Origin of the sequence: Mycolicibacterium chitae, assembly GCF_900637205.1 — a bacterium.
In the GTDB taxonomy this organism is placed as follows: Bacteria; Actinomycetota; Actinomycetes; order Mycobacteriales; family Mycobacteriaceae; genus Mycobacterium; species Mycobacterium chitae.
Genome location: NZ_LR134355.1, coordinates 1,179,920 through 1,204,129, shown reverse-complemented (window position 1 = coordinate 1,204,129; position 24,210 = coordinate 1,179,920). Strand labels below are relative to the sequence as shown.

General features: G+C 70.2%; 27 protein-coding genes. 13 read left to right on the top strand and 14 right to left on the bottom strand.

Features of this window, described 5'->3' with window-relative positions; all coding sequences use genetic code 11:
* Positions 1 to 7: 7 nt before the first annotated feature.
* The 3 genes from EL338_RS05865 to EL338_RS05855 form a co-directional block, all read right to left on the bottom strand.
* Positions 8 to 922, bottom strand: coding sequence for a carbohydrate ABC transporter permease (locus tag EL338_RS05865; RefSeq protein ID WP_126332871.1), 915 nt, complete (start codon positions 920 to 922; stop codon positions 8 to 10).
* On the bottom strand, positions 919 to 2,349 hold the full coding sequence (locus EL338_RS05860; RefSeq protein WP_126332870.1) for an extracellular solute-binding protein: 1,431 nt from the start codon (positions 2,347 to 2,349) through the stop codon (positions 919 to 921). Before EL338_RS05860 ends, EL338_RS05865 begins: the two co-directional genes overlap by 4 nt.
* Before the next feature lie 134 nt (positions 2,350 to 2,483).
* Positions 2,484 to 3,011 (bottom strand): general stress protein, encoded by a 528-nt coding sequence (locus EL338_RS05855; protein ID WP_126332869.1) that lies wholly within the window; start codon positions 3,009 to 3,011, stop codon positions 2,484 to 2,486.
* 135 nt (positions 3,012 to 3,146) lie between these two features.
* Between EL338_RS05855 and EL338_RS05850 the strand changes: the two genes are divergently transcribed.
* Complete coding sequence (locus tag EL338_RS05850) at positions 3,147 to 3,500, top strand: DUF4190 domain-containing protein (RefSeq protein WP_126332868.1); 354 nt, start codon at positions 3,147 to 3,149, stop codon at positions 3,498 to 3,500.
* Positions 3,501 to 3,504: 4 nt separating this feature from the next.
* The gene (locus tag EL338_RS05845) at positions 3,505 to 4,062 is read left to right on the top strand and encodes a DUF4190 domain-containing protein (protein ID WP_126332867.1); all 558 of its coding nucleotides are present in this window, start codon (positions 3,505 to 3,507) and stop codon (positions 4,060 to 4,062) included.
* Between the two features lie 22 nt (positions 4,063 to 4,084).
* Here EL338_RS05845 and EL338_RS05840 read toward each other — a convergent pair whose 3' ends face one another.
* Entirely contained in the window at positions 4,085 to 4,981 is an 897-nt protein-coding gene (locus tag EL338_RS05840) for an HpcH/HpaI aldolase/citrate lyase family protein (RefSeq protein WP_126332866.1), read from the bottom strand.
* A gap of 111 nt (positions 4,982 to 5,092) precedes the next feature.
* Here EL338_RS05840 and EL338_RS05835 point away from each other — a divergent pair, with 111 nt between their 5' ends.
* The 4 genes from EL338_RS05835 to EL338_RS05820 all read left to right on the top strand — a co-directional run bounded on the left by EL338_RS05835 (position 5,093) and on the right by EL338_RS05820 (position 9,564).
* The gene (locus EL338_RS05835; protein WP_126332865.1) at positions 5,093 to 6,379 is read left to right on the top strand and encodes a magnesium transporter MgtE N-terminal domain-containing protein; all 1,287 of its coding nucleotides are present in this window, start codon (positions 5,093 to 5,095) and stop codon (positions 6,377 to 6,379) included.
* A complete protein-coding gene (locus EL338_RS05830) occupies positions 6,376 to 6,927 on the top strand; it encodes a DUF1003 domain-containing protein (RefSeq protein ID WP_126332864.1) in 552 nt (183 codons plus the stop codon). Before EL338_RS05835 ends, EL338_RS05830 begins: the two co-directional genes overlap by 4 nt.
* Before the next feature lie 103 nt (positions 6,928 to 7,030).
* Positions 7,031 to 8,341 (top strand): lytic transglycosylase domain-containing protein, encoded by a 1,311-nt coding sequence (locus tag EL338_RS05825; protein ID WP_126332863.1) that lies wholly within the window; start codon positions 7,031 to 7,033, stop codon positions 8,339 to 8,341.
* An 80-nt stretch (positions 8,342 to 8,421) separates the two neighbouring features.
* Positions 8,422 to 9,564 carry an Mrp/NBP35 family ATP-binding protein gene (locus EL338_RS05820; RefSeq protein ID WP_126332862.1) on the top strand — a complete coding sequence of 381 codons (1,143 nt, stop codon included), beginning with the start codon at positions 8,422 to 8,424 and terminating at the stop codon, positions 9,562 to 9,564.
* A 10-nt stretch (positions 9,565 to 9,574) separates the two neighbouring features.
* Here EL338_RS05820 and tatB read toward each other — a convergent pair whose 3' ends face one another.
* The 4 genes from tatB to sigE form a co-directional block, all read right to left on the bottom strand.
* Entirely contained in the window at positions 9,575 to 9,964 is a 390-nt protein-coding gene (tatB, locus tag EL338_RS05815; protein ID WP_126332861.1) for a Sec-independent protein translocase protein TatB, read from the bottom strand.
* A 1-nt stretch (position 9,965) separates the two neighbouring features.
* Positions 9,966 to 11,471: a serine protease HtrA gene (gene htrA / locus EL338_RS05810; protein WP_126332860.1), complete on the bottom strand. Its 1,506-nt coding sequence runs from the start codon at positions 11,469 to 11,471 to the stop codon at positions 9,966 to 9,968.
* 80 nt (positions 11,472 to 11,551) lie between these two features.
* Positions 11,552 to 11,959: an anti-sigma E factor RseA gene (gene rseA, locus EL338_RS05805; protein WP_126332859.1), complete on the bottom strand. Its 408-nt coding sequence runs from the start codon at positions 11,957 to 11,959 to the stop codon at positions 11,552 to 11,554.
* A gap of 121 nt (positions 11,960 to 12,080) precedes the next feature.
* On the bottom strand, positions 12,081 to 12,836 hold the full coding sequence (gene sigE / locus EL338_RS05800; protein WP_126332858.1) for an RNA polymerase sigma factor SigE: 756 nt from the start codon (positions 12,834 to 12,836) through the stop codon (positions 12,081 to 12,083).
* A 199-nt stretch (positions 12,837 to 13,035) separates the two neighbouring features.
* Between sigE and EL338_RS05795 the strand changes: the two genes are divergently transcribed.
* From EL338_RS05795 to EL338_RS05770, 6 genes are all read left to right on the top strand, one after another.
* The gene (locus EL338_RS05795) at positions 13,036 to 13,701 is read left to right on the top strand and encodes an O-methyltransferase (protein ID WP_126332857.1); all 666 of its coding nucleotides are present in this window, start codon (positions 13,036 to 13,038) and stop codon (positions 13,699 to 13,701) included.
* Between the two features lie 120 nt (positions 13,702 to 13,821).
* Positions 13,822 to 14,472 carry a TetR/AcrR family transcriptional regulator gene (locus EL338_RS05790; protein ID WP_126332856.1) on the top strand — a complete coding sequence of 217 codons (651 nt, stop codon included), beginning with the start codon at positions 13,822 to 13,824 and terminating at the stop codon, positions 14,470 to 14,472.
* 11 nt (positions 14,473 to 14,483) lie between these two features.
* Positions 14,484 to 15,389 carry an ABC transporter ATP-binding protein gene (locus EL338_RS05785; RefSeq protein ID WP_126332855.1) on the top strand — a complete coding sequence of 302 codons (906 nt, stop codon included), beginning with the start codon at positions 14,484 to 14,486 and terminating at the stop codon, positions 15,387 to 15,389.
* On the top strand, positions 15,386 to 17,008 hold the full coding sequence (locus EL338_RS05780; RefSeq protein ID WP_126332854.1) for an ABC transporter permease: 1,623 nt from the start codon (positions 15,386 to 15,388) through the stop codon (positions 17,006 to 17,008). Before EL338_RS05785 ends, EL338_RS05780 begins: the two co-directional genes overlap by 4 nt.
* Before the next feature lie 78 nt (positions 17,009 to 17,086).
* Complete coding sequence (locus tag EL338_RS05775; RefSeq protein ID WP_126332853.1) at positions 17,087 to 17,761, top strand: methyltransferase family protein; 675 nt, start codon at positions 17,087 to 17,089, stop codon at positions 17,759 to 17,761.
* Between the two features lie 39 nt (positions 17,762 to 17,800).
* On the top strand, positions 17,801 to 18,439 hold the full coding sequence (locus tag EL338_RS05770) for a DUF4126 domain-containing protein (protein WP_126332852.1): 639 nt from the start codon (positions 17,801 to 17,803) through the stop codon (positions 18,437 to 18,439).
* An 87-nt stretch (positions 18,440 to 18,526) separates the two neighbouring features.
* Here EL338_RS05770 and glgC read toward each other — a convergent pair whose 3' ends face one another.
* The gene (gene glgC / locus EL338_RS05765; protein ID WP_126332851.1) at positions 18,527 to 19,741 is read right to left on the bottom strand and encodes a glucose-1-phosphate adenylyltransferase; all 1,215 of its coding nucleotides are present in this window, start codon (positions 19,739 to 19,741) and stop codon (positions 18,527 to 18,529) included.
* Positions 19,742 to 19,874: 133 nt separating this feature from the next.
* Here glgC and glgA point away from each other — a divergent pair, with 133 nt between their 5' ends.
* Entirely contained in the window at positions 19,875 to 21,044 is a 1,170-nt protein-coding gene (glgA, locus tag EL338_RS05760) for a glycogen synthase (RefSeq protein WP_126332850.1), read from the top strand.
* 15 nt (positions 21,045 to 21,059) lie between these two features.
* On the opposite strand, the gene EL338_RS05755 is transcribed toward glgA, so the two are convergent.
* The 5 genes from EL338_RS05755 to folP form a co-directional block, all read right to left on the bottom strand.
* Complete coding sequence (locus EL338_RS05755) at positions 21,060 to 21,227, bottom strand: DUF3117 domain-containing protein (protein ID WP_066857137.1); 168 nt, start codon at positions 21,225 to 21,227, stop codon at positions 21,060 to 21,062.
* A gap of 116 nt (positions 21,228 to 21,343) precedes the next feature.
* Positions 21,344 to 21,928 (bottom strand): DNA-3-methyladenine glycosylase I, encoded by a 585-nt coding sequence (locus EL338_RS05750; RefSeq protein WP_126332849.1) that lies wholly within the window; start codon positions 21,926 to 21,928, stop codon positions 21,344 to 21,346.
* Positions 21,925 to 22,293, bottom strand: a complete 369-nt coding sequence (locus EL338_RS05745) for a DivIVA domain-containing protein (protein WP_126332848.1) — start codon at positions 22,291 to 22,293, stop codon at positions 21,925 to 21,927. Before EL338_RS05745 ends, EL338_RS05750 begins: the two co-directional genes overlap by 4 nt.
* A 71-nt stretch (positions 22,294 to 22,364) precedes the next feature.
* Positions 22,365 to 23,309, bottom strand: a complete 945-nt coding sequence (locus tag EL338_RS05740; RefSeq protein WP_126332847.1) for a glucosyl-3-phosphoglycerate synthase — start codon at positions 23,307 to 23,309, stop codon at positions 22,365 to 22,367.
* Positions 23,306 to 24,181 (bottom strand): dihydropteroate synthase, encoded by an 876-nt coding sequence (gene folP, locus EL338_RS05735; protein ID WP_126332846.1) that lies wholly within the window; start codon positions 24,179 to 24,181, stop codon positions 23,306 to 23,308. Before folP ends, EL338_RS05740 begins: the two co-directional genes overlap by 4 nt.
* Positions 24,182 to 24,210 lie beyond the last annotated feature (29 nt).

Below are 24,210 nucleotides of genomic sequence, written 5' to 3'. Positions count from 1 at the left end.
CAGACACCTAGCGCCCCTCGCTGTCTGCCCCCGGCGCCGAGGCGCCGAACAACTTGATGAAGACGAACGCGATGATCGCCACACAAATGAAGACCAGCACGCTGATCGCCGACCCCAGCCCGATCGAGAAACCCTTGAACAGGTTGTCGTAACCGAGGATCGAGACCGAGGCGGTGTTGTTCGCGCCCGCGGTCAGGACGTAGATGTTGTCGAAGATGCGGAAGGCGTCCAGCGTCCGGAACAGCAGCGCCACCAGGATCGCCGGCTTCATCATCGGCAGGATAATGCTGATCAGCCGCCGCCACGGACCGGCGCCGTCCACCTGGGCGGCCTTGAGCAGATCGTCGGGCACCAACGCCAGGCCGGCCAGCAGCAGCAGCGCCATGAACGGGGTGGTCTTCCACACCTCGGCGAGGATCACCACCGCCAGCGACGGCCACTGCTCGGTCAGCGGCGCCGCCCCGTCGGGCAGCAGGTTGGCCAGATAGCCGGTGCCCGGCGTCCAGGCGTAGTACCAGCTGTACGCGGCGGCGACGGTGACGATGCCGTACGGGATCAGAACGACGGTGCGCACCAAGCCTTTTCCGAAAATGGTGCGGTGCATCACCAGCGCCAGCGCCAGGCCGAGCGCGAACTCGATCGCCACCGAGATCACGGTGACCGCGGAGGTGACCGCCAACGCCGACCACCAGTAGCCGTCGGTGAGGACGGTGACGTAGTTGCTCAGGCCCACGAAAGCCGTGTCGTCGGGCTGGGCGAGGTTGTAGCGCTGCAGGCTCAGCCACACCGCGTAGCCGATGGGATACGCGGTGACCGCGACCATCAGGAAGACCGCCGGGGCGATCAGCAGGAAGGCGAGCTTGCGTTCGGCTTTGCGATCGTCGCTGAGCTGCTTCGACGGCGCCTCGGCGGTAATCGTCACGGGATCAGGCCCTTCCCGTCGATCGCCTTCTGCACCTGCTCGGTGAGTTCGTCGGCCGTGCGCTCCGGATCGATGTCGGTGATCGGCGCCAACGTCGCCGAGATCATGGTCGACACCGCCTGGTACAGCGGGGTGGCCGGGCGGACCGCGGCATTGGTCAGCTGCTCCTGGATGATCGCGTACTGCGGGTACTTCGCCTGGAAGGCCGGATCGGAGTACAGCGAGGTACGCACCGCCGGCAGACCCCCCTCGATCGAGGTGAGCTGCTGGTTCTCCTCGTTACGGATGCAGCGGATGGCCTCGAACGCCTCCGCCGGGTGCCGCGTGGTCTTGGCGACGGCGAGGTTGAGCCCGCCGAGGGTGACCCGGGCCGGTTCCCCCTCGCGCACCGCCGGATACGGCGCGAAACCGAACACCTTCTGGCTCTCGGCGTAGGCGGCCTCGAACTGCTCGTCGGTCGGCGAGAACGTGCCGACCTCGTTGATCGCGCTCGCCAACTCGGGTCGCTCGTCGAGCGGGAGGAACGACACCCCGCCCTTGAGCGCGTTCTCCAACATCGACGGAAGGACGAACGGCCAGTTGACTTCCAGCGCGGCGTTGCCCTGCTCGAGGGCCAGCCGGGCGGTGCCCTCGTCGGTCTGGGTGATCGACGGGTCCGCGCCGGGCGCAGTCGCCACGGCCTTCATGATCGACAGGGCCTTGACCGTGGCCTCGCGGTGCTCGTCGGTGTCGGTCAGGGTCACCGTCTTGCCGTCGTCGGAAAGCACCTGTCCGCCGGCGCTTTCCAGCAGTGTGTTGAACCACACCACCAGGCCCTCGTACTGCTTGGCCGTCACCGCGATCCAGCTGGGCTGGCCGGCGGCGTGCAACCGGGTGGCCTCGGCGACCATGCCGTCCCAGGTGGCCGGCGGGCCGGCCATCAAATCGGGCCGGTACCAGAGCAACTGGGTGTTGGTGGTCACCGGCGCGGCGTACAGCTCGCCCTGCCACTTCGCGGTCTCCAGCGGGCCCGGCAGGGTGTTGGCGGTGGCGTCGGCCTCGGCCTGACCGGCGGGATCCTCGGAAAACGGTACCGCCCAACCGGCTTCGGCGAACTCGGCGGTCCACACCACGTCGAGCGCCATCACGTCCAGGGTGCGGTCGTTGCCGGTGAGCCGACGGGCCAGTTGCAGGCGCTGATCGTCGGCGCCCTTGGGCAGGCTGACCTGCTCGATCCGGAAGCGGCCGTCGAGTTGCTCATTGCACCGCTTGGCCACCGCGGTGAACGTCGCGGTCTCGCTGGCCGGGGTGTAGAAGCTGACGACCAGCCCCTCGGGCTGCGAGCTACAGGCCGCGGCCCCGGTGATCGCGGTGAGGGCCGCGAGCGTACCGGCGCCGAGCCTTCTCAGTCGGGCACGCCGACCCGTCGAGCGTGCGCGTGTTGCCACCAACCGCCCACACCGCCTCTCGCCTCCGCATTTCGCCGATAGTCCCGCGCGTGAACCGTAGAGGTAGGCCCACGTGACACGCAACACTTGTGGCACGCGCGTCGCATTTCCGCCTCGGCGCGGACGGGGCGCGCTCAGATCGTCAGGCGCGCCAGCAGGTCCCGTCCGCGCTCGGCGTTCTGCGGGTCGCAGAGCACGTCGTAGCGCCCGGCCACCAGTTGCATCGTCGAGCTGAAATCACGGGTGCCGCGGGCCATCGCGTACGGGATGGCCGAGGTGATCAGGCCGAAGAAAACGCCCGCGACCAGGCCGGTCAGCAGCGCCGCCCACGGGTTGGGGCTGAAGAAACCCAGCACCAGGCCGATGAAGATACCCAGCCACGCACCGGTCAGCACGCCGCCGCCGAGCACCTTGGGCCAGGACAGCCGGCCGGTGACGCGCTCCACCTGCATCAGATCGACGCCGACGATCGTGACCTGCTGGACCGGGAACTCCTGGTCGGACAGGTAGTCGACGGCGCGCTGCGCCTCGGCGTAGGTGGGATAGGAGCCGATGGGCCACCCCTTCGGCGGGGTGGGCAGGTTGATGGGGCCGCGCCGGCTGGCGCCGGCTTGGGCGGAACCGGGGCCGGGGGCCGGACCGGGCTGGAATGGACTGGTCATCGGTGCTCATTCTCCTCTGTGGTGCCGCAGATGTCAGCGATTCCGGTGTCTGGCCGGTCAACGATCCGGCGGCGCAAATGGTGCCACGCGGGTCAGTTTGTCCCGTTCGACCTGCGGATACGCTAGGTTGACAGCATGACAGCCGCGGACGGCGACCCCCGCCCGGATCCGCACATTCCCGAGGAGTGGACCCCGGCCGACCTCCCGCCGCCCGTCGCCCCACCCGTGCCCGGCTACGACTACGGCCCGCCCCCGGTCCGGTCGGGGATCCACCCGGTGGCGGTGGCCGCGATGGCGTCCTCGATCGCGGGCTTCCTGCCCTACTTCGGTGGCGTGTTGTCGATTGTGGGCATCGTGCTGGGTACCGTGGCGCTCAACCAGATCAAGCAGGCCCCGCAGAACGGCTACGGGTTGGCGGTCTCCGCCATCGTCGTGGGGGTGACCGCCCTGATCATCGGGTTGATCTGGACCATTTACGCGATGCGATGAGGACATGACGAACCCGAACCCGAATCCGGACGACCCGAACCGCGGCGAGTCCCAGCAACCCGCCGACCCCTTCGCGCCGATCGACTACCCCTCGGGTTATCCGGACCCGCCCGCGTACGCGCCGCCGCCGGACTATCCCCCGCCGCCGCCCGGGTACGGGGCCTATCCGCCGCCGCCGCCGCCGGGCGACTACCCGCCGCCACCGCCGGGTCCGCCCGGCTACGGCGCCTACCCCGGCGGCCACCCCGGCGGGTATGGCGCCCCGTACGACCCCTACGGTCCGCCGGTGCCGATGGGCACCAACAACCTGGCCACCGCGTCGCTGGTCACCTCGATCATCGGCGCGCTGCTGAGTTTGTTCTGCTGCCTCGGCGGTTTTCTGCCCGTCGTCGGCATCGTGCTCGGCATCGCCGCGCTCAACCAGATCCGCCAGACCCATCAGCAGGGCCGCGGCATGGCCATCGCCGGCATTGTCATCGGGGCCATCACCGTGGTGCTGTTGATCGTGCTGTTCATGGTGGGGGTGGCGATCGGCGTTTCCGGCGAGAACTGGTCGCCCTAGCAATAACCGCCTGCGGCGCAGGCTATTTCGGCGGTGAGAACGGTTCGGCCTGGCGTTGCATGCCAGCCGCACGACCCTTGCCCGCGATCACCAGCGCCATCTTGCGGCTGGCCTCGTCGATCATCTCGTCGCCGAGCATCACCGCGCCGCGGGCTCCCCCGGCCAGCGAGGTGTGCCACTCGTAGGCCTCCAGGATCAGCTCGGCGTGGTCGTAATCGGCCTGGCGCGGGCTGAAGATCTCGTTGCCGGCGGCGATCTGATCCGGGTGCAACACCCATTTCCCGTCGTACCCCAGCGCCGCGCAGCGACCGGCGACCCGGCGGAACGCCTCCACGTCGCGCACTTTCAGGTACGGGCCGTCGATCGCGGCGACGCCGTGCGTGCGGGCCGCCACCAGGATGGTCATCAGCACGTGGTGGTACGCGTCGCCCTCGGTGTAGCCCTCGGGCTGTTCACCGACGACCAAGGTGCGCATGTTCAGGCTCGCCATCAGGTCGGCCGGCCCGAGCACCAGCGCGTGCACCCGCGGGTGCGCCGCGATGTCGTTGATGTTGGTCAACCCGCGGGCATCCTCGATCTGCGCGTCGATGCCGATCTTGCCGACGGGCAGGCCGTGGGTGTGTTCGAGCTGCGTCAGCAGCAGGTCGAGCGCGGTGATGTGGGAGACGTCGGTGACCTTGGGCAGCACCACCACGTCCAGCTGCGCGCCGGCGGCGGCCACCACCTCGATGAGATCGGCGTGGGTCCAGGGCGTCGTCCAGTCGTTGACCCGCACGCCACGCAGCTGGTTGCCCCAGCCCGGCTCGGCCAGCGCGGCGGCCACCTCGACGCGCGCCTGCCCCTTGGCGTCGGGGGCGACGGCGTCCTCCAGGTCGAGGAACACTTCGTCGGCGGGCAGGCCCTTGGCCTTGTCGATCATCTTGCGACTGCTGCCGGGGACCGACAGACAGGTCCTCCTCGGGCGAACCAGTTGGTCTTCTATGCCGGGTCGATGCGCGCTGTTCACGGTTCCACTCCTACCCTTTGAGCTATGGCGGCGGTGAACAGGGTGTACGCAGCACGGCTCGCCGGGTTGGTGGTATTGGGACCCGACGGTGAGTCGCTGGGGCGGGTGCGCGATGTCGTGGTCAGCATCAGCATCGTCCGCCAGCAGCCCCGCGTCATCGGCCTCGTCGTCGAACTACCCACGCGCCGAAGGATTTTCGTCCCGATCCTGCGGGTCACCGCCATCGAACCGCACGCCGTCACGCTCACCACCGGCAACGTGTCGCTGCGCCGGTTCGCCCAGCGTCCGGGCGAGGCGCTGGTGCTCGGCCAGGTGCTCGACACCCGGGTGCGGGTCAACGACCCCGAACTCGAGGAGCTGGCCGGCACGGATCTCAACGTCGTCGACCTCGGGATCGAGCAGATCCGCTCCCGCGACTGGCTGGTCACCCGCGTCGCCGTGCGCAACCACCGTCGCCTGGGCCGGCGCAGCAACGTCTACGTGGTGGACTGGCAGAACGTCTCCGGCCTGACCCCGTCGGCGCTGTCGATGCCCGGCCAGGGCGTCGCCCAGCTGCTGCACCAGTTCGAGGGGCAGCGTCCGATCAAGGTGGCCGACGCCATGCGCGAGCTGCCGCAGAAGCGGCGCATGGAGGTGGTCAACGCCCTCGACGACGAGCGGCTGGCCGACATCCTGCAGGAGTTTTCCCAGGACGAGCAGGTCGAGGTGTTGCAGACACTGGGCACCAAGCGCGCGGTCGAAGTCCTCGAGGCCATGGACCCCGACGACGCCGCCGACGTGCTCGGCGAACTCAATCCGACCGAGGCCGAGCTGCTGCTGGCCCGGATGGATCCCGAGGACTCCGACCCGGTGCGACGGCTGCTGCAGCACTCCCCCGACACCGCCGGCGGTCTGATGACCTCCGAGCCGGTGGTGCTGGCCACCGACACCACCGTGGCCGAGGCGCTGGCCCGGGTGCGCGACCCCGACCTGACCCCGGCGCTGGCATCGCTGGTGTTCGTGGTGCGGCCGCCGACCGCGACCCCCACCGGGCACTACCTCGGCGGCGTGCACCTGCAGCGGCTGCTCCGGGAGCCACCCGCGGCGCTGGTCAGCGGGATCCTCGACGACGACCTGCCCGCGCTGGCTCCCGACATGTCGCTGTCGGCGCTCACCCGCTACTTCGCCGCCTTCAACCTGGTGTGCGGCCCCGTCGTCGACGAGGCGGGGCATTTGCTGGGCGCGGTCAGCGTCGACGACGTGCTCGACCATCTGCTGCCGCACGACTGGCGCGCCAGCGCCGACGAGCCGGAACTGGATGCGGCGCAGTGAGCAACCGGCTGGACACCCCCCGCGTCTCGCGGCGGCCCCGGTTCAACGTCGACGCCGAGGCCGTCGGCAAGTTCAGCGAGTCCATCGCCCGCTACCTGGGCACCGGCCGCTACCTGATGTGGCAGACGATCATCGTCATCGTCTGGATCGCGCTGAACCTCGGCGCATTCGCCTGGCAGTGGGATCCGTACCCGTTCATCCTGCTCAACCTGGCGTTCTCGACCCAGGCGGCGTATGCGGCCCCGCTGATCCTGCTGGCGCAGAACCGCCAGGAGAACCGCGACCGGGTGTCGCTGGAGGAGGATCGGCGCCGCGCCCAACAGACCAAGGCCGATACCGAGTACCTGGCCCGCGAGCTCGCCGCGCTGCGCCTGGCGGTCGGCGAGGGCGTCACCCGCGACTACTTCCGCAAGGAGATCGACGAGCTGCGCGAACTGCTCGAGGCCCTGCAGCCCGCGGTCGTCGACAAGGCGGAGAAGTCGAAGCCGCGCAAGGGCGACGGGGCCGAGCGGCGCGGCCCCAAACAGCAACGGGACGGGCAAGCGTGACCATTGTTGCCACAGCGGCCATAAGACTAGGTATGGTGACTTGGTTCACAAGTCCAGGCTTGGACGAAAACGGCAAGCTACGAAAGCCACAGAGGACGGTCGAGTGCGCATAGGGGGCGGCTCGGGTGCACACCCGGCCCTGGTGACGGCGCTGAGTTCTGCGCGCAATCGGGTAGCTCGCGCTACCCGCTCACCGGCTCTCGGCGTCGCCGTCATCACCCCGCTGGTGCTGGCCGCCGCCGTCGGCGCCTCCGGACCTGCGCCCGCCCCGGCACCCGCCGAGGTCGCCAACACCGACGTCACGCCCATGGTGGCCGTCGCACCCACGCCCCTGGACACCTCCGGACCCACCGTGGTCGCGGTGGCCCGGCCGGTGACGAGCTTCAGCGTCGCCGCGGGCTCCACCTCCGCGCCGCCGCCCGCCGCAGTGGTCACCGCGCCCGGCGCGCTGCGCATCCCGTCGATCGCGCTGAGCGCCTACCGCAACGCCGAAGCCATGATGACCCGCGCGCTGCCCGCGTGCGGCGTGAGCTGGAACCTGCTGGCCGGCATCGGCCGCATCGAATCCGGGCACGCCAACGGCGGCGCCACCGACACCCGCGGCAACCCGGTCAAGCCGATCTACGGGCCCGCGCTGGACGGCACCCTGCCCGGCAACGAGATCATCGTGCAGAGCGTGCAGGCCGGCCGCGTCACCTACGCGCGGGCGATGGGCCCGATGCAGTTCCTGCCCGGCACGTGGTCGCGGTACGCCTCCGACGGCGACGGCGACGGCGAGGCCGACCCGCAGAACATCTACGACGCCACCCTGGCCGCCGCGCGCTACCTGTGCAGCGGCAACATGAACCTGCGCGACCAGGATCAGGTGCTCACCGCGATCCTGCGCTACAACAACTCGATGGCCTACGCCCGCAACGTCCTCGGCTGGGCGGCCGCCTACGCCACGGGCGTCGCGCCGGTGGATCTGCCCCCGATCAACGGCCCCATCCCGGCGGTGAGCGTCGCCCAGCACGTCAACGTCTTCAAGGGCCTCGGACCGGACATCCCGGGCACCGTGCAGTCCCTGCCGGCGACCGATCCGCTGGCCCGCAACCCGGTGCTGGCCCAGACCGACGTCGCCAACCAGCTGCCCGTGCCGCCCGGACCCGAGTCGCTGCCCGGCACGCCCGGCTCCGCCCCGTGCCAGGTGTTCTGCCTCAGCGAGAAGCGTCCGCCTGCCCCGGCGTCGACACCGGCGGCGCCGGCACCGTTCGCGCCGCCGTGGATGGCCCCGCCGCCGCCCGCCGCACCGCCGGCTCCCGCCCCGTTCACCCCGCCGTGGATGGCGCCCGCGCCGCCGGCACCGGGCTTGCCCGCGCCGGGCGCGCCCGACCCCGCGACCCCGCTGGGCCCCGCCCCCGGCCCGGCCGCCTGATCCCGCGTCAGCGTCGAAAAGAGCGTCCCGCCGACCAGCGGTAGGAGCGGTACTTTCCCGTCGGCCTAGACTCGTCGGTGATGACTGACAGTCCTGAACTCGTGGCGGCGGTGCGCTCCGCACTGGCCAAGGTGATCGATCCGGAACTCCGCCGGCCGATCACCGAAATCGGCATGGTGAAAAGCATCGATGTGGGCGCCGACGCGGCCGTCCACATCGAGATCTACCTGACCACCGCGGCGTGTCCGAAGAAGTCCGAGATCAGCGACATGGTCACCCGCGCCGCGGCCGACGTGCCCGGCACCGGCCCGGTGACCGTCAGCCTCGACGTGATGAACGACGAGCAGCGCGCCGAGTTGCGCAAGCAACTGCGCGGCGACTCCGCCGAGCCGGTGATCCCGTTCGCCCAGCCGAACTCGCTGACCCGGGTCTACGCCGTGGCCTCCGGCAAGGGCGGCGTCGGCAAATCCAGCGTCACCGTCAACCTCGCGGCGGCCATGGCCGCGCGCGGGATGTCGGTCGGCCTGGTCGACGCCGACATCTACGGGCACTCGGTGCCGCGCATGATGGGCACCGACGACCGGCCCGTGCAGGTCGACTCCATGATCGTGCCGCCCGTGGCGCACAACGTGAAGCTGATCTCGATCGCCCAGTTCACCCAGGGCAACACGCCCGTCGTGTGGCGCGGGCCAATGCTGCACCGCGCGCTACAGCAGTTCCTGGCCGACGTGTACTGGGGCGATCTGGATGTGCTGCTGCTCGACCTGCCGCCGGGCACCGGCGACGTGGCCATCTCGGTGGCCCAGTTGATCCCCACCGCCGAGATCCTGGTGGTGACCACCCCGCAACTCGCGGCCGCCGAGGTGGCCGAGCGCGCGGGCGCCATCGCGTTGCAGACCCGGCAGCGGGTGGTCGGCGTGGTGGAGAACATGTCCGGGCTGGTGTTGCCCGACGGCAGCACCATGGCCGTGTTCGGCGAGGGCGGCGGCCAGCAGGTCGCCGAGAGCCTGTCGCGGTCAGTGGGCGCCGACGTGCCCCTGCTGGGCCAGGTGCCACTGGACCCGGCGCTGGTGACCGCCGGCGACACCGGGATTCCGCTGGTGCTCTCGGCGCCCGATTCGGCGGCCGGCAAACAACTGCAGTCCATCGCCGACGCGCTGTCCGCGCGCAAGCGTGGGCTGGCCGGGATGTCGTTGGGCCTGGACACCGCCCGCCGCGGATAACCGCCCGCGATCAGGTGGCGTCGGGGTCGAACTTGGTCGGTCGCTGCGGCGCCGGGGTCGACGGCTCCACGCTCGGCGGTTGCGGTTGCGGTCGCGGCTCGGACCCGTCGAACTTGCCGGTGAAGATCGAATCGTCGCCGTCGAGAAGGTGTTTGGTGATCGCGGCGCGCGGCGTCATCCCGCGCAGCTTGTTCAGTTCGCTCAGCGGCTCGCGGAATTCCTCGAACTCCGGGCCGAAGTCCTCGCGCAGTTGGCTGGTGGCACCGGAGACGTAGTCGCGGGCCTGCCGCAGCGCGGTGCCCGTCCAGCGGATGGCGCCGGGCAGCCGCTCGGGCCCGAGCACCACCAGGCCGATGACCACCAGCACCAGCATCTCGGCCCAACCGACGTTGGCGAACATCTCAGTTGTCCGGTTGCGGGGTCACCCGTAGGACGACGTTGCGGCCGTCGCGGACCACCTCGATCTCGGCTTCCTCGCCGATCTTGAGCTTGCGTACCGCGACGATCATCTCGTCGGCGTCGTCGACCTTGCGGTCGGCCACCCGGATCACCACGTCGTTCTCGAGGATCCCGGCCCGCTCCGCGGGGCTGCCGGCCTTGACGTTGGCCACCTGCGCCCCGGAGGCGAGGTCGTTGCTCACCGACCGGGCGCTCAGGCCCAGCGTGGGGTGCGCGATCCTGCCGTCCTCGATCAACGCCTCGGCGGTCAGTTTCACCTCGTTGACCGGAATGGCGAAGCCCAGGCCGCTGGCGCTGTCGGACAGCGACTTGCCGGCGGTGTTGATGCCGATGACCTCGGCGTTCATGTTGATCAGCGGACCACCGGAGTTGCCGTGGTTGATCGAGGCGTCGGTCTGGATGGCGTCGATGACAGTGTCGGTGTCCGAGCCGTCGCCGGACAGCGGGACCGGCCGGTCCAGCGCGCTGATGATGCCGTGGGTGACGGTGCTGCGCAGGCCCAGCGGGGCGCCGGCGGCGATGACTTCCTCGCCGACCTGGACCTTCTCCGAGTCGCCCAGCCGGGCCACCGTGAGGTTGTCGACGTTGTCGACCTTGATGACGGCGAGGTCGGTCTTGGGGTCCCGGCCGACGAGATTGGCCGGCACCTCCTTGCCGTCGTTGAACACGACGGTCATCTTGTACTGCGCCGGGTTGCTGGCGGCCTCGGAGATGACGTGGTTGTTGGTGACGATGTAGCCGCGGCCGTCGATGACGACCCCCGAGCCCTGCGAGCCGGACTGGTCGCTGACCGCTTCGATGGTGACGACGGAGTCGGCCACCGAGCGGGCCACCTCGGCGAAGCGGCCGGCCGGTTCCTCGCCGCCGCCGCTGCTGGTCTCCAGCGTGACCTTCGAGGTGGTGAACGCCTCCACGACCTCGGCGGTCTTACGGCCGAACCAGCCACCGACCAGGCCGATCACCAACGCCAGGGCCGCCAGGACGGCCAGCGCGCGGTAGGAGACGCGGCCGCCGAACAACACGTCGCGGACCCCGAGTTGCTTGGTGTCGGCCGCGACGGGCTGATAGGCCTGCCGCTCGACGGCGGGGCTGCCCAGGGCCGCGGGGGCCGCCGGGTCGCGCCACGGGTCGTCGGGGGCCTCGGCCTCGCCGTTCTGGCCGTCGAGGGCCCCGGCGTCGATCGGATGCCGCTGCAGGGAGTCGGCGCCGGCGAAGGGGCGCCCGAAGGCCTCGGCCAGCACGGGATCGGGCGGCAGGTCGCGCGGCGCGAACTCGTCGTCCTCGCGGAACTTCTTGGACCGCAGATGCTCCTCGACGAAGGACCCGGAAACACCCGCGGGCCGGCCGAAGGCACGGCGGGAGGCGTCGTCGACGGGCGGTCGGGATACGGGACGCGGCGCCAGGCGCGGACCGCTGGACCCCGGCGCGGAGTCTTGGTTAGGGCTCAAGTCATCCTCTTCTGGCGCTCACGGAGCACGGGCTGGTTTCCTCGGCGCCCGGCCGTGCAGTGGGTCCGGCGTCGTCCACCCTACCGGCGGCGGCGCCAGCCGCGGGTCCGGTCGTCAGCCAAGTGCTCGTCGAGTGGGCCCACGGCGTCGTCCGGGGGCGTCAGCGGGGCGTTCGGGATCTGCGACAACGCGGAGAACAAGGTGCTCGGCATGCTGATCGGGCAGGACGACTCGCGCAGCGTCTCGCGCGTCTGCTGCTGCGCCTCGACCTCGGCGGCGCACTGGGCGCACAGCGACAGGTGGTGGGCGGCACGCAGGTGGGCGTTCATCCGCAGCTCGCCGTCGACGAAGGCGGCCACGGCCTCGATCGACAGATGCTCGGTGGAACCGAACTGTCGCGGCGCGCCGACGGGCGTGTCGCTCTGCGAGGCGAACTGGGCGGGTAGCCAAGAGAAGGCTCGGCGGAACAAATGTCCACGCTCGATCATCACCCGCACTCCTCTACCCTCGACTCGGCGGTGGGCCCGCCTGACAGATCCACTTCGAATGTAGCGCGCTGCCCGGGCAGCTTGATAGCGATAGTCCACTTGCACAGCCGACTTTCTGGCCTCAGGCCGGGTCGGCCGCAGCCTCGTTGGCCGCCAGATAGTCGCGGATGGCGTTCCGGCCGCGGTGGATGCGGCTGCGGACCGTGCCGAGCTTGACGCCCAGCGTGGCGCCGATCTCCTCGTAGGACAGCCCCTCGATGTCACAGAGCACCACGGCGGCGCGGAACTCCGGTGGCAGCGAATCCAGCGCGGCCTGCAGGTCGGCGTTGAGCCGGGCGTCGTGGTAGATCTGCTCGGGGTTCGGGTCCTCGGCGGGCACCCGGTCGTAGTCCTCGGGCAACGCCTCCATGCGGATCCGGCTGCGGCGCCGCACCATGTCCAGGAAGAGGTTGGTGGTGATGCGGTGCAGCCAGCCCTCGAAGGTGCCGGGCTGATAGTTCTGGACCGACCGGAACACCCGGATGAAGGTCTCCTGGGTCAGGTCCTCGGCGTCGTGCTGGTTACCGGAGAGCCGGTAGGCCAAGCGGTACACCCGGTCGGCGTGTTGCCGCACCAGTTCGTCCCAGGACGGCATGGTGGACAGGTCGCCGGTGGCGTCGAACACGGCGGTGCCCTGCGGCTCGTCGCTGGGTTCAACCCAGGCCGTCGTGTCCTGCTCGAGGTGGGCCATGCTGGTCGGGGCCATCAGTGGGGTGGTCGTCGCATCCTCCTGGTCGTGGCTGCGGAGTGAAGTCCGCAGAGCATTGCCCTCAGCAACATCGAAATGCGCGGGGCTATTCCCGGGATTGTTTCCCGACCACCGTGCGCCACGTTCCATGGCAATACCGTCGTTGATCGGCTTGTGGCGGGGGTGTGAGCAAACTGAAGTTTCACTGAGAATGCCTTCGCACCGCCCGTCAGCTGCGAAGATGCACCCGCCGAGGGCGATATTCGAGTTCGCCACCGGGAGTGTCGACGGGGGGCTGTGACGGGCGCGCCTGTTCCCCGCCGCGGCGGATTGGCTCTACGCTGCGGGAATGGCCTCTGATGACGAACCGAGCGGCACCGCGGCGCCCAGTCGCGCCGAGGCGATGCTGGCCCACGCCGAGGGCTCGATCTCCGAAGACGCGGTGCTGGCCGCCGCGCGGGAGCGCTCCGAGGACACCGGCTGCGGCGCGGTGACCCCGGCCGTCGGCGCACTGCTGAGTCTGCTGGCGCGGCTGTCCGGCGGCAAAGCCGTCGTGGAGGTCGGCACCGGCGTGGGGGTCAGCGGACTCTGGCTGCTGGCGGGCATGGGCGACAGCGGCGTGCTGACGACCATCGACGTCGAACCCGAGCATCAGCGGCTGGCCAAGCAGGCCTTCGCCGACGGCGGTATCGGGCCGTCGCGGACCCGGCTGATCAGCGGCCGCGCCCAGGAGGTGCTGACGCGCCTCGCCGACGAGTCCTACGACCTGGTCTTCATCGACGCAGACCCGCGCGATCAGCCCGAGTTCGTGGTGGAGGGCGTTCGGCTGCTGCGGGCCGGCGGGGTCATCGTGGTGCACCGCGCCGCCCTGGGCGGTCGGGCCGGCGATCCCACCGCCAACGACGCCGAGGTCACCGCGGTCCGCGAGGCCGCGCGACTGATCGCCGAGGACGAGCGGCTGACCCCGGTGCTGGTACCGCTGGGCGACGGCATCCTGGCCGCGGCGCGCGACTGATTTTTTGGCCGAGCGTGCAAGCAGTGCACGCTTTTTGCCCGGGAAGCGTACACAGACTGCACGCTCGTCGAACCGCCAAAGGATTGACCGGAGACTGAACGCACGTTTAGACTACTAAACGTGCGTTCAACCGAGGATCTGACCACCACGGCCCGCATCCGCGACGCGGCCATCGAGCAGTTCGGTCAGCACGGCTTCGGCGTGCCGGTGCGCGCCATCGCGACCGCCGCCGGGGTCAGCCCCGGCCTGGTCATCCACCACTTCGGTTCCAAGGACGGCCTGCGCAAGGCCTGCGATGACCACGTCGCCGCGGCCATCGCCGAGGCCAAGACCGACTCGATGCGCACGTCGGATCCGGCCACCTGGCTGGCCGCCATGGACGAACTCGAATCCTTCGCCCCCATCATGGGATACCTGACCCGCAGCCTGCAGACCGGTGGCGACCTGGCAAAGATGTTGTGGCGCAGGATGATCGACAACACCGAACAGTATCTCGAGGAGGGCGTGCGGGCCGGCACCATCAAGCCCAGCCACGACCCGAGGGGCCGGGCCCACTACCTGACCGTCGCCGGCGGCGGCGGATTCCTGCTCTATCTGCAGATGCACGACACCCCCCACGATGTGCGCGCGGTGCTGCGCGACTACGCGCGCGACATGACCGTGCCCGCCCTCGAGCTCTACACCGAGGGGCTGATGGCCGACAGCACGATGTACGACACCTTCCTCGCCCAGCAGCGGGCAGACACGGACGGCACAATCCACCACGACTGACGGGAACCGCCATGCCAAACTCACCGCACACCATCGAAATCGAAGGCCTGTCGAAGAGTTTCGGGAAAACCAGGGCCATCGACGGCCTGGACATGGTCGTGGCACCCGGGGAGATCGCCGGCTTCCTCGGCCCCAACGGGGCGGGCAAGTCGACCACCATCCGCGTCCTGCTCGGCCTGCTGCGCAGCGACGCGGGCACCGTGCGGGTGCTCGGCGGGGACCCGTGGCGCGACGCGGTCGATCTGCACCGCCGGCTGGCATATGTGCCCGGCGATGTGACGTTGTGGCCCAACCTGACCGGCATGCAGGCCATCGACTTCCTGATGGGCCTGCGCGGGCAGCCCGACCCCGACACCCGGCGCCGCGATGCGCTGATCGACCGGTTCGAACTCGACCCGCACAAGAAGTCCCGCACCTACTCGAAGGGCAACCGGCAGAAGGTCGCCATCGTCGCCGCGTTCAGCGTGCCCGCCGATCTGTACATCCTCGACGAACCGACTTCGGGCTTGGATCCCTTGATGGAGCGCGCCTTTCAGGACTGCGTCGCCGAGGTCGCCGCCGAAGGGGCCGCCGTGCTGCTGTCGAGCCACATCCTGGCCGAGGTCGAAAAGCTCTGTGACACCGTCACGATCATCCGGGCCGGTCGCACGGTCCGGTCCGGGACGCTCACCCAGCTGCGGCACCTGATGCGCACCACGGTATCCGCACGCACCCGACGCGATCCCGCAGTCCTGCAGAGCATTCCCGAGGTCCGCGACCTCACCGTGGCCGACGGCACCGTCCAATTCACCGTGGACCGCCCCGATCTCGACCGGGCGATGGGACAGTTGACCGCGCTGGGCCTCACGGAACTCACCGTCACCCCGGCCTCCCTCGAGGACCTGTTCCTACGCGAGTACCAGGGAGTCGGCCGATGACCGCCACCGCCCCGGCACGGCGCCCGGCCCGGCATCAGGCCCCCCCGCGCGGGTCGGCCCTGACCGGCACCTGGAGCGTGCTGCTCCTGGCGTTGCGGCGCGACCGCCTCCGGCTCACGATCTGGATCGGTGCGGTGATCCTGCTGGTGGCCTACACGCCGGGCGCGCTCGAACTGGCCTACCCCGACGAGGCGGCCCGCATCGCCCGCATCGATCTGCTCAAGACGCCGGCGGCAATGATGTTGGCCGGCCCGATGTTCGGCATCAACGAGACCGACATGGGCGTCATGATGGCCACCGAACTCACCCTCACGCTGATCGTCGCGGCGTCGATCCTGGCGGTGCTGACGGTGCTCCGCCACACCCGCGCCGAGGAGGAATCCGGTGCCGCGGAGTTGGTCCTGGCCTCCGTCGTAGGTCGCGACGCGCGCACCGCCGCCGCGCTGCTGCTGGCCGCCGGCGTCAACGCGGTGCTGGCCGCGCTGATGACGACGGCGCTGACCCTGAACGGCTTCGCGCCACTCGACAGTGCCGGCCTGGCGCTCGGAGTGGGCGCGGCCGCAATGGTGTTCGCGGCCGTGGCGGCGGTGACCGGGCAGCTGTGGCGGCAGTCGCGAACGGCCACCGGCGCGGCGCTGGCCGTGCTCGCGATCGCAGTGCTGGTGCGCGGCGTCGGGGACGTCATCGACAGCTCCGGCAGCGCGCTCTCCTGGTTCTCCCCCATCGCCTGGACCCAACAGATGCGTCCGTTCGCGGACCTGCGCTGGTGGCCGCTGCTGCTCCTGGTCGGGCTGACCATGGCGCTTGGGGCGCTCGCCGCCGTGCTGCAGAACCGGCGCCAGTACGACGCCGGCACGTTCCCGTCGACCGGCGAGCGACCGAACGCCCGGCCCGTGGGCGGTGTCCTCGGTCTGCACCTGACGCTGCAGCGGGGGCAGGTACTGGGCTGGTCGGTCGGGCTGTTCCTGGCCGGGCTCTGCGTGGGCTCGCTGACCAACTCGATGCTCGAGGCGGCCGAGGGCAACGACCTGATCACCCGGATGCTCGCCGCCGACGGCACCGACGGGGTCTACACCACCATGACCCAGTTCCTGGCCGCGGCGGCCTCGGCGTTCACCGTGGCGGCCGTGCTGCGGTTGGCCGCCGACGAACGCACCGGCCTGGCCGAACCCGTGCTGGCCGGTGCGGTGTCGCGATGGCGATGGCTGCTCACCGCGGTCGCCGCCGCCGTGGTCGGGTCGACGGTGCTGATGCTCGCCGCCGGCGCGGGCAACGGTCTCGGCGCGGGCCTGGCCCTCCGCGAACCCGCGACCGTCCTGCGGTTGACGGCGGCCGGCCTGGCCTACGTGCCGGCGCTGGTGGCCATGGCGGGCGTCGCCGCGCTGGCGGTCGCGCTGCGCCTGACCTGGATCGGTTGGGCCGCAGTGACGTTCGTGGTGGCGACGCTGTATCTGGGCGCGCTGCTGCGACTGCCGCAGTGGCTCATCGACCTGTCCCCGGTCGGGCAGATCACCGCACCCAGGGACCTGTCCGTCCTCACGCTGGTGGCGCTGACCGCGGTGGGGGCTGTGCTGACGGTGCTGGCCGGCTACCTGTACCGGAACCGTGACGCCACCTGACTCAACAAGCGATTTCGGCGTGATCTCACACGCTGGGCGTGTGAGATCACGCCGAAATCCCAAGAGAAAGGCAGCAACGTGAACCTCAACCTTCGCGCGGTCGCCGCCAGTGTCGTCGGCCTGGTGGCCACCGTGGCGCTGCTGTTCTGGCCGGCGGGCACGTTCGCCTACTGGCAGGGCTGGGCGCTCATCGCGGTGATGGTGGCCCTGAGCACCCCGTACACGGTGCACCTGGCCACCAGGCATCCGCAGGTGCTCGAGCGGCGCCTGCGGGTCGGCCCGGCCGCGGAGACCCGAACGATCCAGCGCCTCGCGGTATTTGGGCTGCAGGCCTCGGTCCTGGCCGCGATGGTCCTCAGCGCGTTCGACCATCGATTCGGGTGGTCACACGTGCCCGTCTGGCTCTGCGTCGTCGGCCTTGGACTGACCGCCGTCGGGCTGGGGGCCTCGATGCTGGTTGTGCTGCAGAACAGTTGGGCGGCGGGAACCATCGAGATCCAGACCGGACAGGAACTCGTCGCCCGCGGGCTCTACGGGATCGTCCGCCATCCGATGTACTCCGGCGCGACGCTGATGCTGGTCGGCATCCCGCTGGGCCTCGGATCGTTCTGGGGTCTGCTGCCCGGCCTGCTCGGCGTGGTGGCGCTGATCGTACGCACGGTCGACGAGGAGAAGATGCTGGTGCAGGATCTGCCCGGCTATCCCGACTATCGGGCCCGGGTGCGCTACCGGATGGTGCCCTACCTGTGGTGATCCGGCACCCGGCGGGGCCGTTGTCCGCATACTGATCCCATGGAGCAGCTGCTGACCGGCCTCGGGCTGTCGACCGCGGCCGGCCTCAACGCCTACATCCCGATGCTGATGCTCGGCGTGTTGGCGCGGTTCACCGAGATCGTCAGCCTGCCGCAGGGCTGGTCGTGGCTCGAGAATGGTTGGGTGCTGACCATCGTGGCGGTGCTCCTGGTGGTCGAGGTCGTCGCCGACAAGGTCCCGGCGCTCGATTCGATCAACGACACGGTGCAGACGTTCGTGCGCCCCGCCGCCGGCGGCATCGTCTTCGGCTCCGGCACCGCGGCGCAGACCGCGGCGGTGTCCGACCCCGGCCAGTGGGCCCAGTCCGGGCAGTGGGTCCCGGTGCTCATCGGAGTTGTTGTGGCGCTGGTGGTCTCGCTGACGAAATCGGCGGTCCGGCCGGCGGCCAACGTCGCCACCGCCGGGGTGGCCGCGCCGGTGCTGTCGACGGTCGAAGACGTCGCCAGCTTCGGGCTGGTGTTCGTTGCGTTGCTGCTGCCGCTGCTGGTGCTGGTGATCCTGGCGGCCCTGATCTGGGCCGGGTGGCGGTTGTGGCGGCGGATCCGGCGCCGCAAGAAGGACGCGCGCTACGCCCCGCCGGTCGACGTCGCCGACGATTGGCACGAACCTCAGCGATAGGGCGCGAGCGTGCGCAGAATACGGAAACTTGACGGCGTGGCGGCCGGGGACACGCCCCCTCGCGAGTAGGGGCGGGGCCGGCGGGCGTCAGATCCAGATGCCCTTGCCGACCGCGACGATGCCGCCGGCGCTGATGGAGAACCGTTCGCGGTCCTTCTGCAGGTCCACCCCGACCATCTCGCCCGGACCGACCACCACGTTCTTGTCCAGGATCGCCTTGCGCACCACCGCGCCCCGCCCGACCCGCACTCCCGGCATCAGCACGCTGCCCTCGACGATGGCGCCGTCGTCGATCGCGACGTTGGAGGACAGCACCGAATTGCGCACCGAGGCCGCCGAGATGATGCTGCCGGCGCCCACCACGGACTCCTGCGCCGAGCCGCCGTTGACGAACTTGGCCGGCGCCAGGTTCTCCGACCCGCCGCGGATGGGCCAGCGCTTGTTGTACAGGTTGAAGATCGGGTGCACCGACACCAGGTCCATGTGCGCGTCGTAGAACGCGTCCAGGGTTCCCACGTCGCGCCAGTAGCCATGGTCGCGCTCGGTGGCGCCGGGCACCTCGTTGTTGCTGAAGTCGTAGACCGAGGCCATTCCGTCGGCCACTAGGCGCGGGATGATGTCGCCGCCCATGTCGTGATCGGAGTGGTCGTCCTCGGCGTCGGCCCGGATCGCGTCGATGAGCACCTTGGTGGTGAAGATGTAATTACCCATCGAGACGAACGCCTGCTCGGGGTCGTCCGGCGTGCCGGGCGGGTCGGCGGGCTTCTCGATGAACTGCCGGATGCGCCCGGAGTCGTCGGCGTCGATGCAGCCGAAGGCGGTGGCCTCGGCGCGCGGCACCCGGATCCCGGCGACGGTGGCGCCCGCGCCGCTCTCGATGTGCTGCTGGACCATCTGCTCGGGGTCCATCCGGTACACGTGGTCGGCGCCGAAAATCACGATGTAGTCCGGATCTTCGTCATAGATCAGGTTCATCGACTGGTAGATCGCGTCGGCCGAACCGGTGTACCAGCGCGGACCGAGCCGCTGCTGGGCAGGCACCGGCGTGATGTACTCCCCGGCCAGACCGGACAGCCGCCAGTTCTGTGAAATGTGACGGTCGAGTGAATGCGACTTGTATTGCGTGAGAACGCAGATGCGCAGATACCGGGCATTGACCAGATTGGACAGCACGAAGTCGATCAACCGATAGCCGCCGCCGAAGGGAACCGCCGGCTTCGCCCGATCCGCGGTCAGCGGATACAGCCGTTTCCCCTCACCTCCGGCCAGCACGATGCCCAGCACATGTGGCGCTTCCCTCATGGGCTCAAACCTATCGCCACCCGCCGGATGCGGCTAGGCCAAACGCCGAAGGCACCTCACCCCGTCATGGATCCGCCCGCCGAACCCCGGGCGGCGGTGCGCGCTCGCGGCGGCGCCACTACCGTCAAGCACTATGCGGGTGGCGATGATGACTCGGGAGTATCCGCCGGAGGTCTACGGCGGCGCCGGTGTGCACGTGACCGAGCTCGTCGCGCAGCTGCGCCGGCTCTGCGAGGTCGACGTGCACTGCATGGGCGCCCCGCGCCCCGGCGTCACCGTCGCCCAGCCCGACCCGGGCCTGGCGGACGCGAATGCGGCCCTGGCGACGTTGTCGGCCGACCTGGTGATGGCCAACGACGCCGCGCAGGCCACCGTCGTGCACTCACACACCTGGTACACCGGGATGGCCGGGCACGTCGCCGCGCTGCTGCACGGCGTCCCGCACGTGGTGACCGCGCACTCCCTGGAGCCGCTGCGGCCGTGGAAGGCCGAGCAGCTCGGCGGCGGCTACCGGGTGTCGTCCTGGGTGGAGAGCACCGCGCTGGGCGCCGCCGCGGCCGTGATCGCGGTCAGCTCCGGGATGCGCGAGGACGTGCTGCGGGTCTATCCGGAGCTCGATCCCGGCCGCGTGCACGTGGTGCACAACGGGATCGACACCGACGTCTGGCATCCGGTTTCGCCTGCGGAGGTCGCCGAAGAGTCGGTGCTGGCCGGCCTGGGGGTCGACCCGTCCCGGCCGATGGTGGCCTTCGTCGGCCGGATCACCCGGCAAAAGGGGGTCGCGCACCTGGTGGCCGCGGCCCATCGCTTCGCGCCCGAGGTGCAGCTGGTGCTGTGCGCCGGCGCCCCCGACACCCCCGAGATCGCCGCCGAGACGGCGGCCGCGGTGGCGGAACTCTCCGCCGCGCGCAGCGGGGTGTTCTGGGTGCGGGAGATGCTGCCGATCGCCGACATCCGCGAGATTCTGTCGGCGGCAGACGTTTTCGTCTGCCCGTCGGTGTACGAGCCGCTGGGCATCGTCAACCTCGAAGCGTTGGCCTGCGCCACCCCGGTGGTCGCCTCCGACGTCGGCGGGATCCCCGAGGTCGTCGACGACGGCAGCACCGGAACGCTGGTGCACTACGACGCCGCGGATCCGCGCGCGTTCGAGTCCGGCCTGACCGAGGCGGTCAACGCGTTGGTCGCCGATCCCGCCCGGGCCGCAGCCTATGGCCGAGCCGGCCGCCGGCGATGCATCGAGGAATTCTCCTGGTCGCGCGTTGCCGAGCAAACCCTGGAGATCTACCGAAAGGTGTCGAGCTAGCCGCCGCGGGGGCGGTCAGCTCGTGACGTTCTTGAGTTCCTCGCCCAAGGCCGCCGCTTCATCCGGCGTCAGCTCGACTACCAGGCGGCCACCGCCCTCCAGTGGTACCCGCATCACGATGCCGCGCCCCTCCTTGGTTGCTTCCAGAGGACCGTCTCCAGTCCGGGGCTTCATGGCCGCCATCGAGTGCTCCCTCCACATCTGAGCCGGTCCATGGGTCCGGACCTGGTCAGCACGAACTGCCGATTGCCTGCTCCATTCTTCCCTATGCACGCACCAACGTGTGCAAGACCCGGCCGTTAAACCGCTTCGACCGTCGGAACCCAGCAGGTCACGACGTGATCGTCGACCATTCCGGTGGCCTGCATCAGCGCATAAGCAGTGGTAGGACCGACAAACCGGAAGCCGCGGCGCTTGAGTTCCTTGGCCATCGCCGCCGACTCGGTGGTCTTGGCCGCCACCTCGGCCAGGCTCGCGGGCCTGGGCCGCGGCGCCGGCGCGAACGACCACAGCAGCTCGGACAGGTCGCCGTCGAGCTCGGCGATGGCGCGAGCGTTGGCAATCGTCGCGTCGATCTTGGCCCGGTTGCGCACGATGCCGGCGTCGGCCATCAGCCGCGCCACGTCGACCTCCCCGTAGCCGGCCACGGTCTCGACGTCGAAGCCGTCGAAGGCGGCCCGGAAGTTCTCCCGCTTCTTCAGGATGGTCAACCACGACAGGCCGCTCTGGAACGCCTCGAGGCTGATCCGTTCGAACAGCGGGACCGTGCCGCGCAGCGGGCGGCCCCACTCCTGGTCGTGGTAGTCGCGGTAGAGCTGGGCATCGGCCGCCGAGGCCAGCTCGGCCCACCCGCACCGGGTGCGGCCGTCCTCGGCGGCGCTCACCGGGCGTCCTGGCGGCTGCGGTCGGCGTCGGTCGGCTCGTCGTCCCCGTCGGGATCCGGGTCCGCGTCGAGCTCGCCGTGCACACCGCGCAGGATGGCGAGCTCGCCGCGCAGCGAGTCGAGTTCGGCGCCAAGGCGTTCCAGCACCCAGTCCACCTCGCTGGTCTTGTAGCCGCGCAGGGTCTGGGCGAACTTGACGTCGTCGACGTCGGCGCCGGTGATCCCGGAGGCCGGCAACACCGTGGCTGTCGTGCCGCGCGGCAGCGGCGGCAGTTGCTCACCGCGCCCGAAGATCACACTGGCCACGCCGAACAGCACCACGGCCACCAGAACCAGCACCACGAGGTAGAGCAGAACCATCGTCACACCGTCGAGTTTGCCTCATCGACGTGACACCCGAGGGCGCCGCGGCGAGCGCCTGTGGATGAACTCCGGACTCAGCGCAAGGTGTTCATCGGCGGTCGATCCTGCAGCGAGACCGTCGAGGTCCGCGGCGTGAAACCGTCACCGTCGGCGAAGAACTGGGTCAGCCCCACCCCGGAATCGGGCACCCCGCACCGGGTCAGCAGCGTCGCGATCACCTGTCGGCTCATCACCGCCAGCTCGGTCACAGGGCGGTTGCGGTGCGCGCGCACCCCGAGGTTGACCTGGGCGATCGCGGCCAGGCCCAGCCGGTCGTAGGTGTCGATCAGCAGACCGATCTCCACGCCGTAGCCGGGCGCGAACGGCAGCGCGGTCAGCAGTTCGCGGGTGGCCGCGTACTCGCCACCCAGCGGCTGCAGCACGCTGCCCAACTCGGGGCGCAGCGCGGCCAGCAACGGGCGCGCCACCAGTTCGGTGACCCGTCCGCCGCCGTTGGTGTCCTCCTCGCCGCTGACCTTGAGCGGACGACGGTAATACCCCTTGACCAGGTGGATGTTCTCGCCGGTGAGGATGGGCCCCACCAGCCGCGGGACGAACATCGGGTCCGGGTCGATCAGGTCCGAGTCGATGAACACCACGATGTCGCCGGTGGTGGCGGCCAGCGAGCGCCACAGCACCTCGCCCTTGCCGGGCTGCGGCGGCACCTCCGGCAGCGCCTGTTCGCGGCTGACGACCCGCGCCCCGGCGGTGACGGCCCGGATCTCGGTGTCGTCGGTGGAACCCGAGTCCAGGACCACCAGCTCGTCGATCAACCCGCCCAGCATCGGGGAGATGCTGCCGACCACCGAGGCGACGGTCTCCTCCTCGTTGAGCGCGGGCAGCACCACCGAGATGGTGCGGCCGCGCTTGGCGGCGACCAACTCGGCGATGGTCCAGGACGGCCGGCTCCAGCTGTGGTCGCTGCACCAGGTGTCGCCGGGTGAGGCGTTCTGGGCGGATAGCTCCGGTGTCGTCGTCATGCCAGTCCCCTCACCGTGCGCGTCGGCTGACGCCTGCCTTGGATCGACGCGACCATGTCGAGGACGCGCCGAGTGGGACCGACCTCGTGCACCCGGAACATCCGCGCCCCGTCGGCGGCCGCCAGCGCGGTCGCCGCCAGGGTGCCCTCCAGGCGTTCGGTCAGACCCACCCCCAGAGTCTCCCCGACAAAATCCTTGTTGCTCAGGGCCATCAGGACCGGCCATCCAGTGTTTACAAGGTCTTTCAGGTGCCGCAACAAACTGAGGCTGTGGTGGGTGTTCTTGCCGAAATCGTGAGTGGGATCGATCAGGATCGCGTCCCGGTCGACCCCGACGGACACCGCGTGCTCGGCCGCCGCGGTGACCTCCCGGATGACGTCGTCGACGACGCCGCGGCTGGTGGTGCCGTAGTTGACCCGGAACGGGCGGGTCCGCGGCACCGCGCCGCCGGTGTGCGAGCACACCAGCCCGGCGCCGAACTCCGCGGCCACCTCCGGCAGGCCCGGGTCGGCCCCGGCCCAGGTGTCGTTGATCAGGTCCGCACCGGCCGCGCAGGCCAGCTTGGCCACCGAGGCGCGCCAGGTGTCGACGCTGATGACCTGCTCGGGGTAGGCCGCGCGCAGCCATTCGATGAACGGCACCACGCGGGCGATTTCCTCGTCGGCGTCGACCACCTGCCCGGGGCCGGCCTTGACGCCGCCGATGTCGACGACGTCGGCGCCCTCTTCGACCACCCGGTGCACGGCCGACTTGGCGGCCTCGTCGGTGAAGGTGGCCCCCCGGTCGTAGAACGAGTCCGGTGTGCGGTTGACGATCGCCATGATCAGGGCGCGGTCGCCCGCCACCGGCTTCCCCAGGAACGTCGATTGCACGCTGCCCAGGTTAGTAGGCGAGTGCTCAG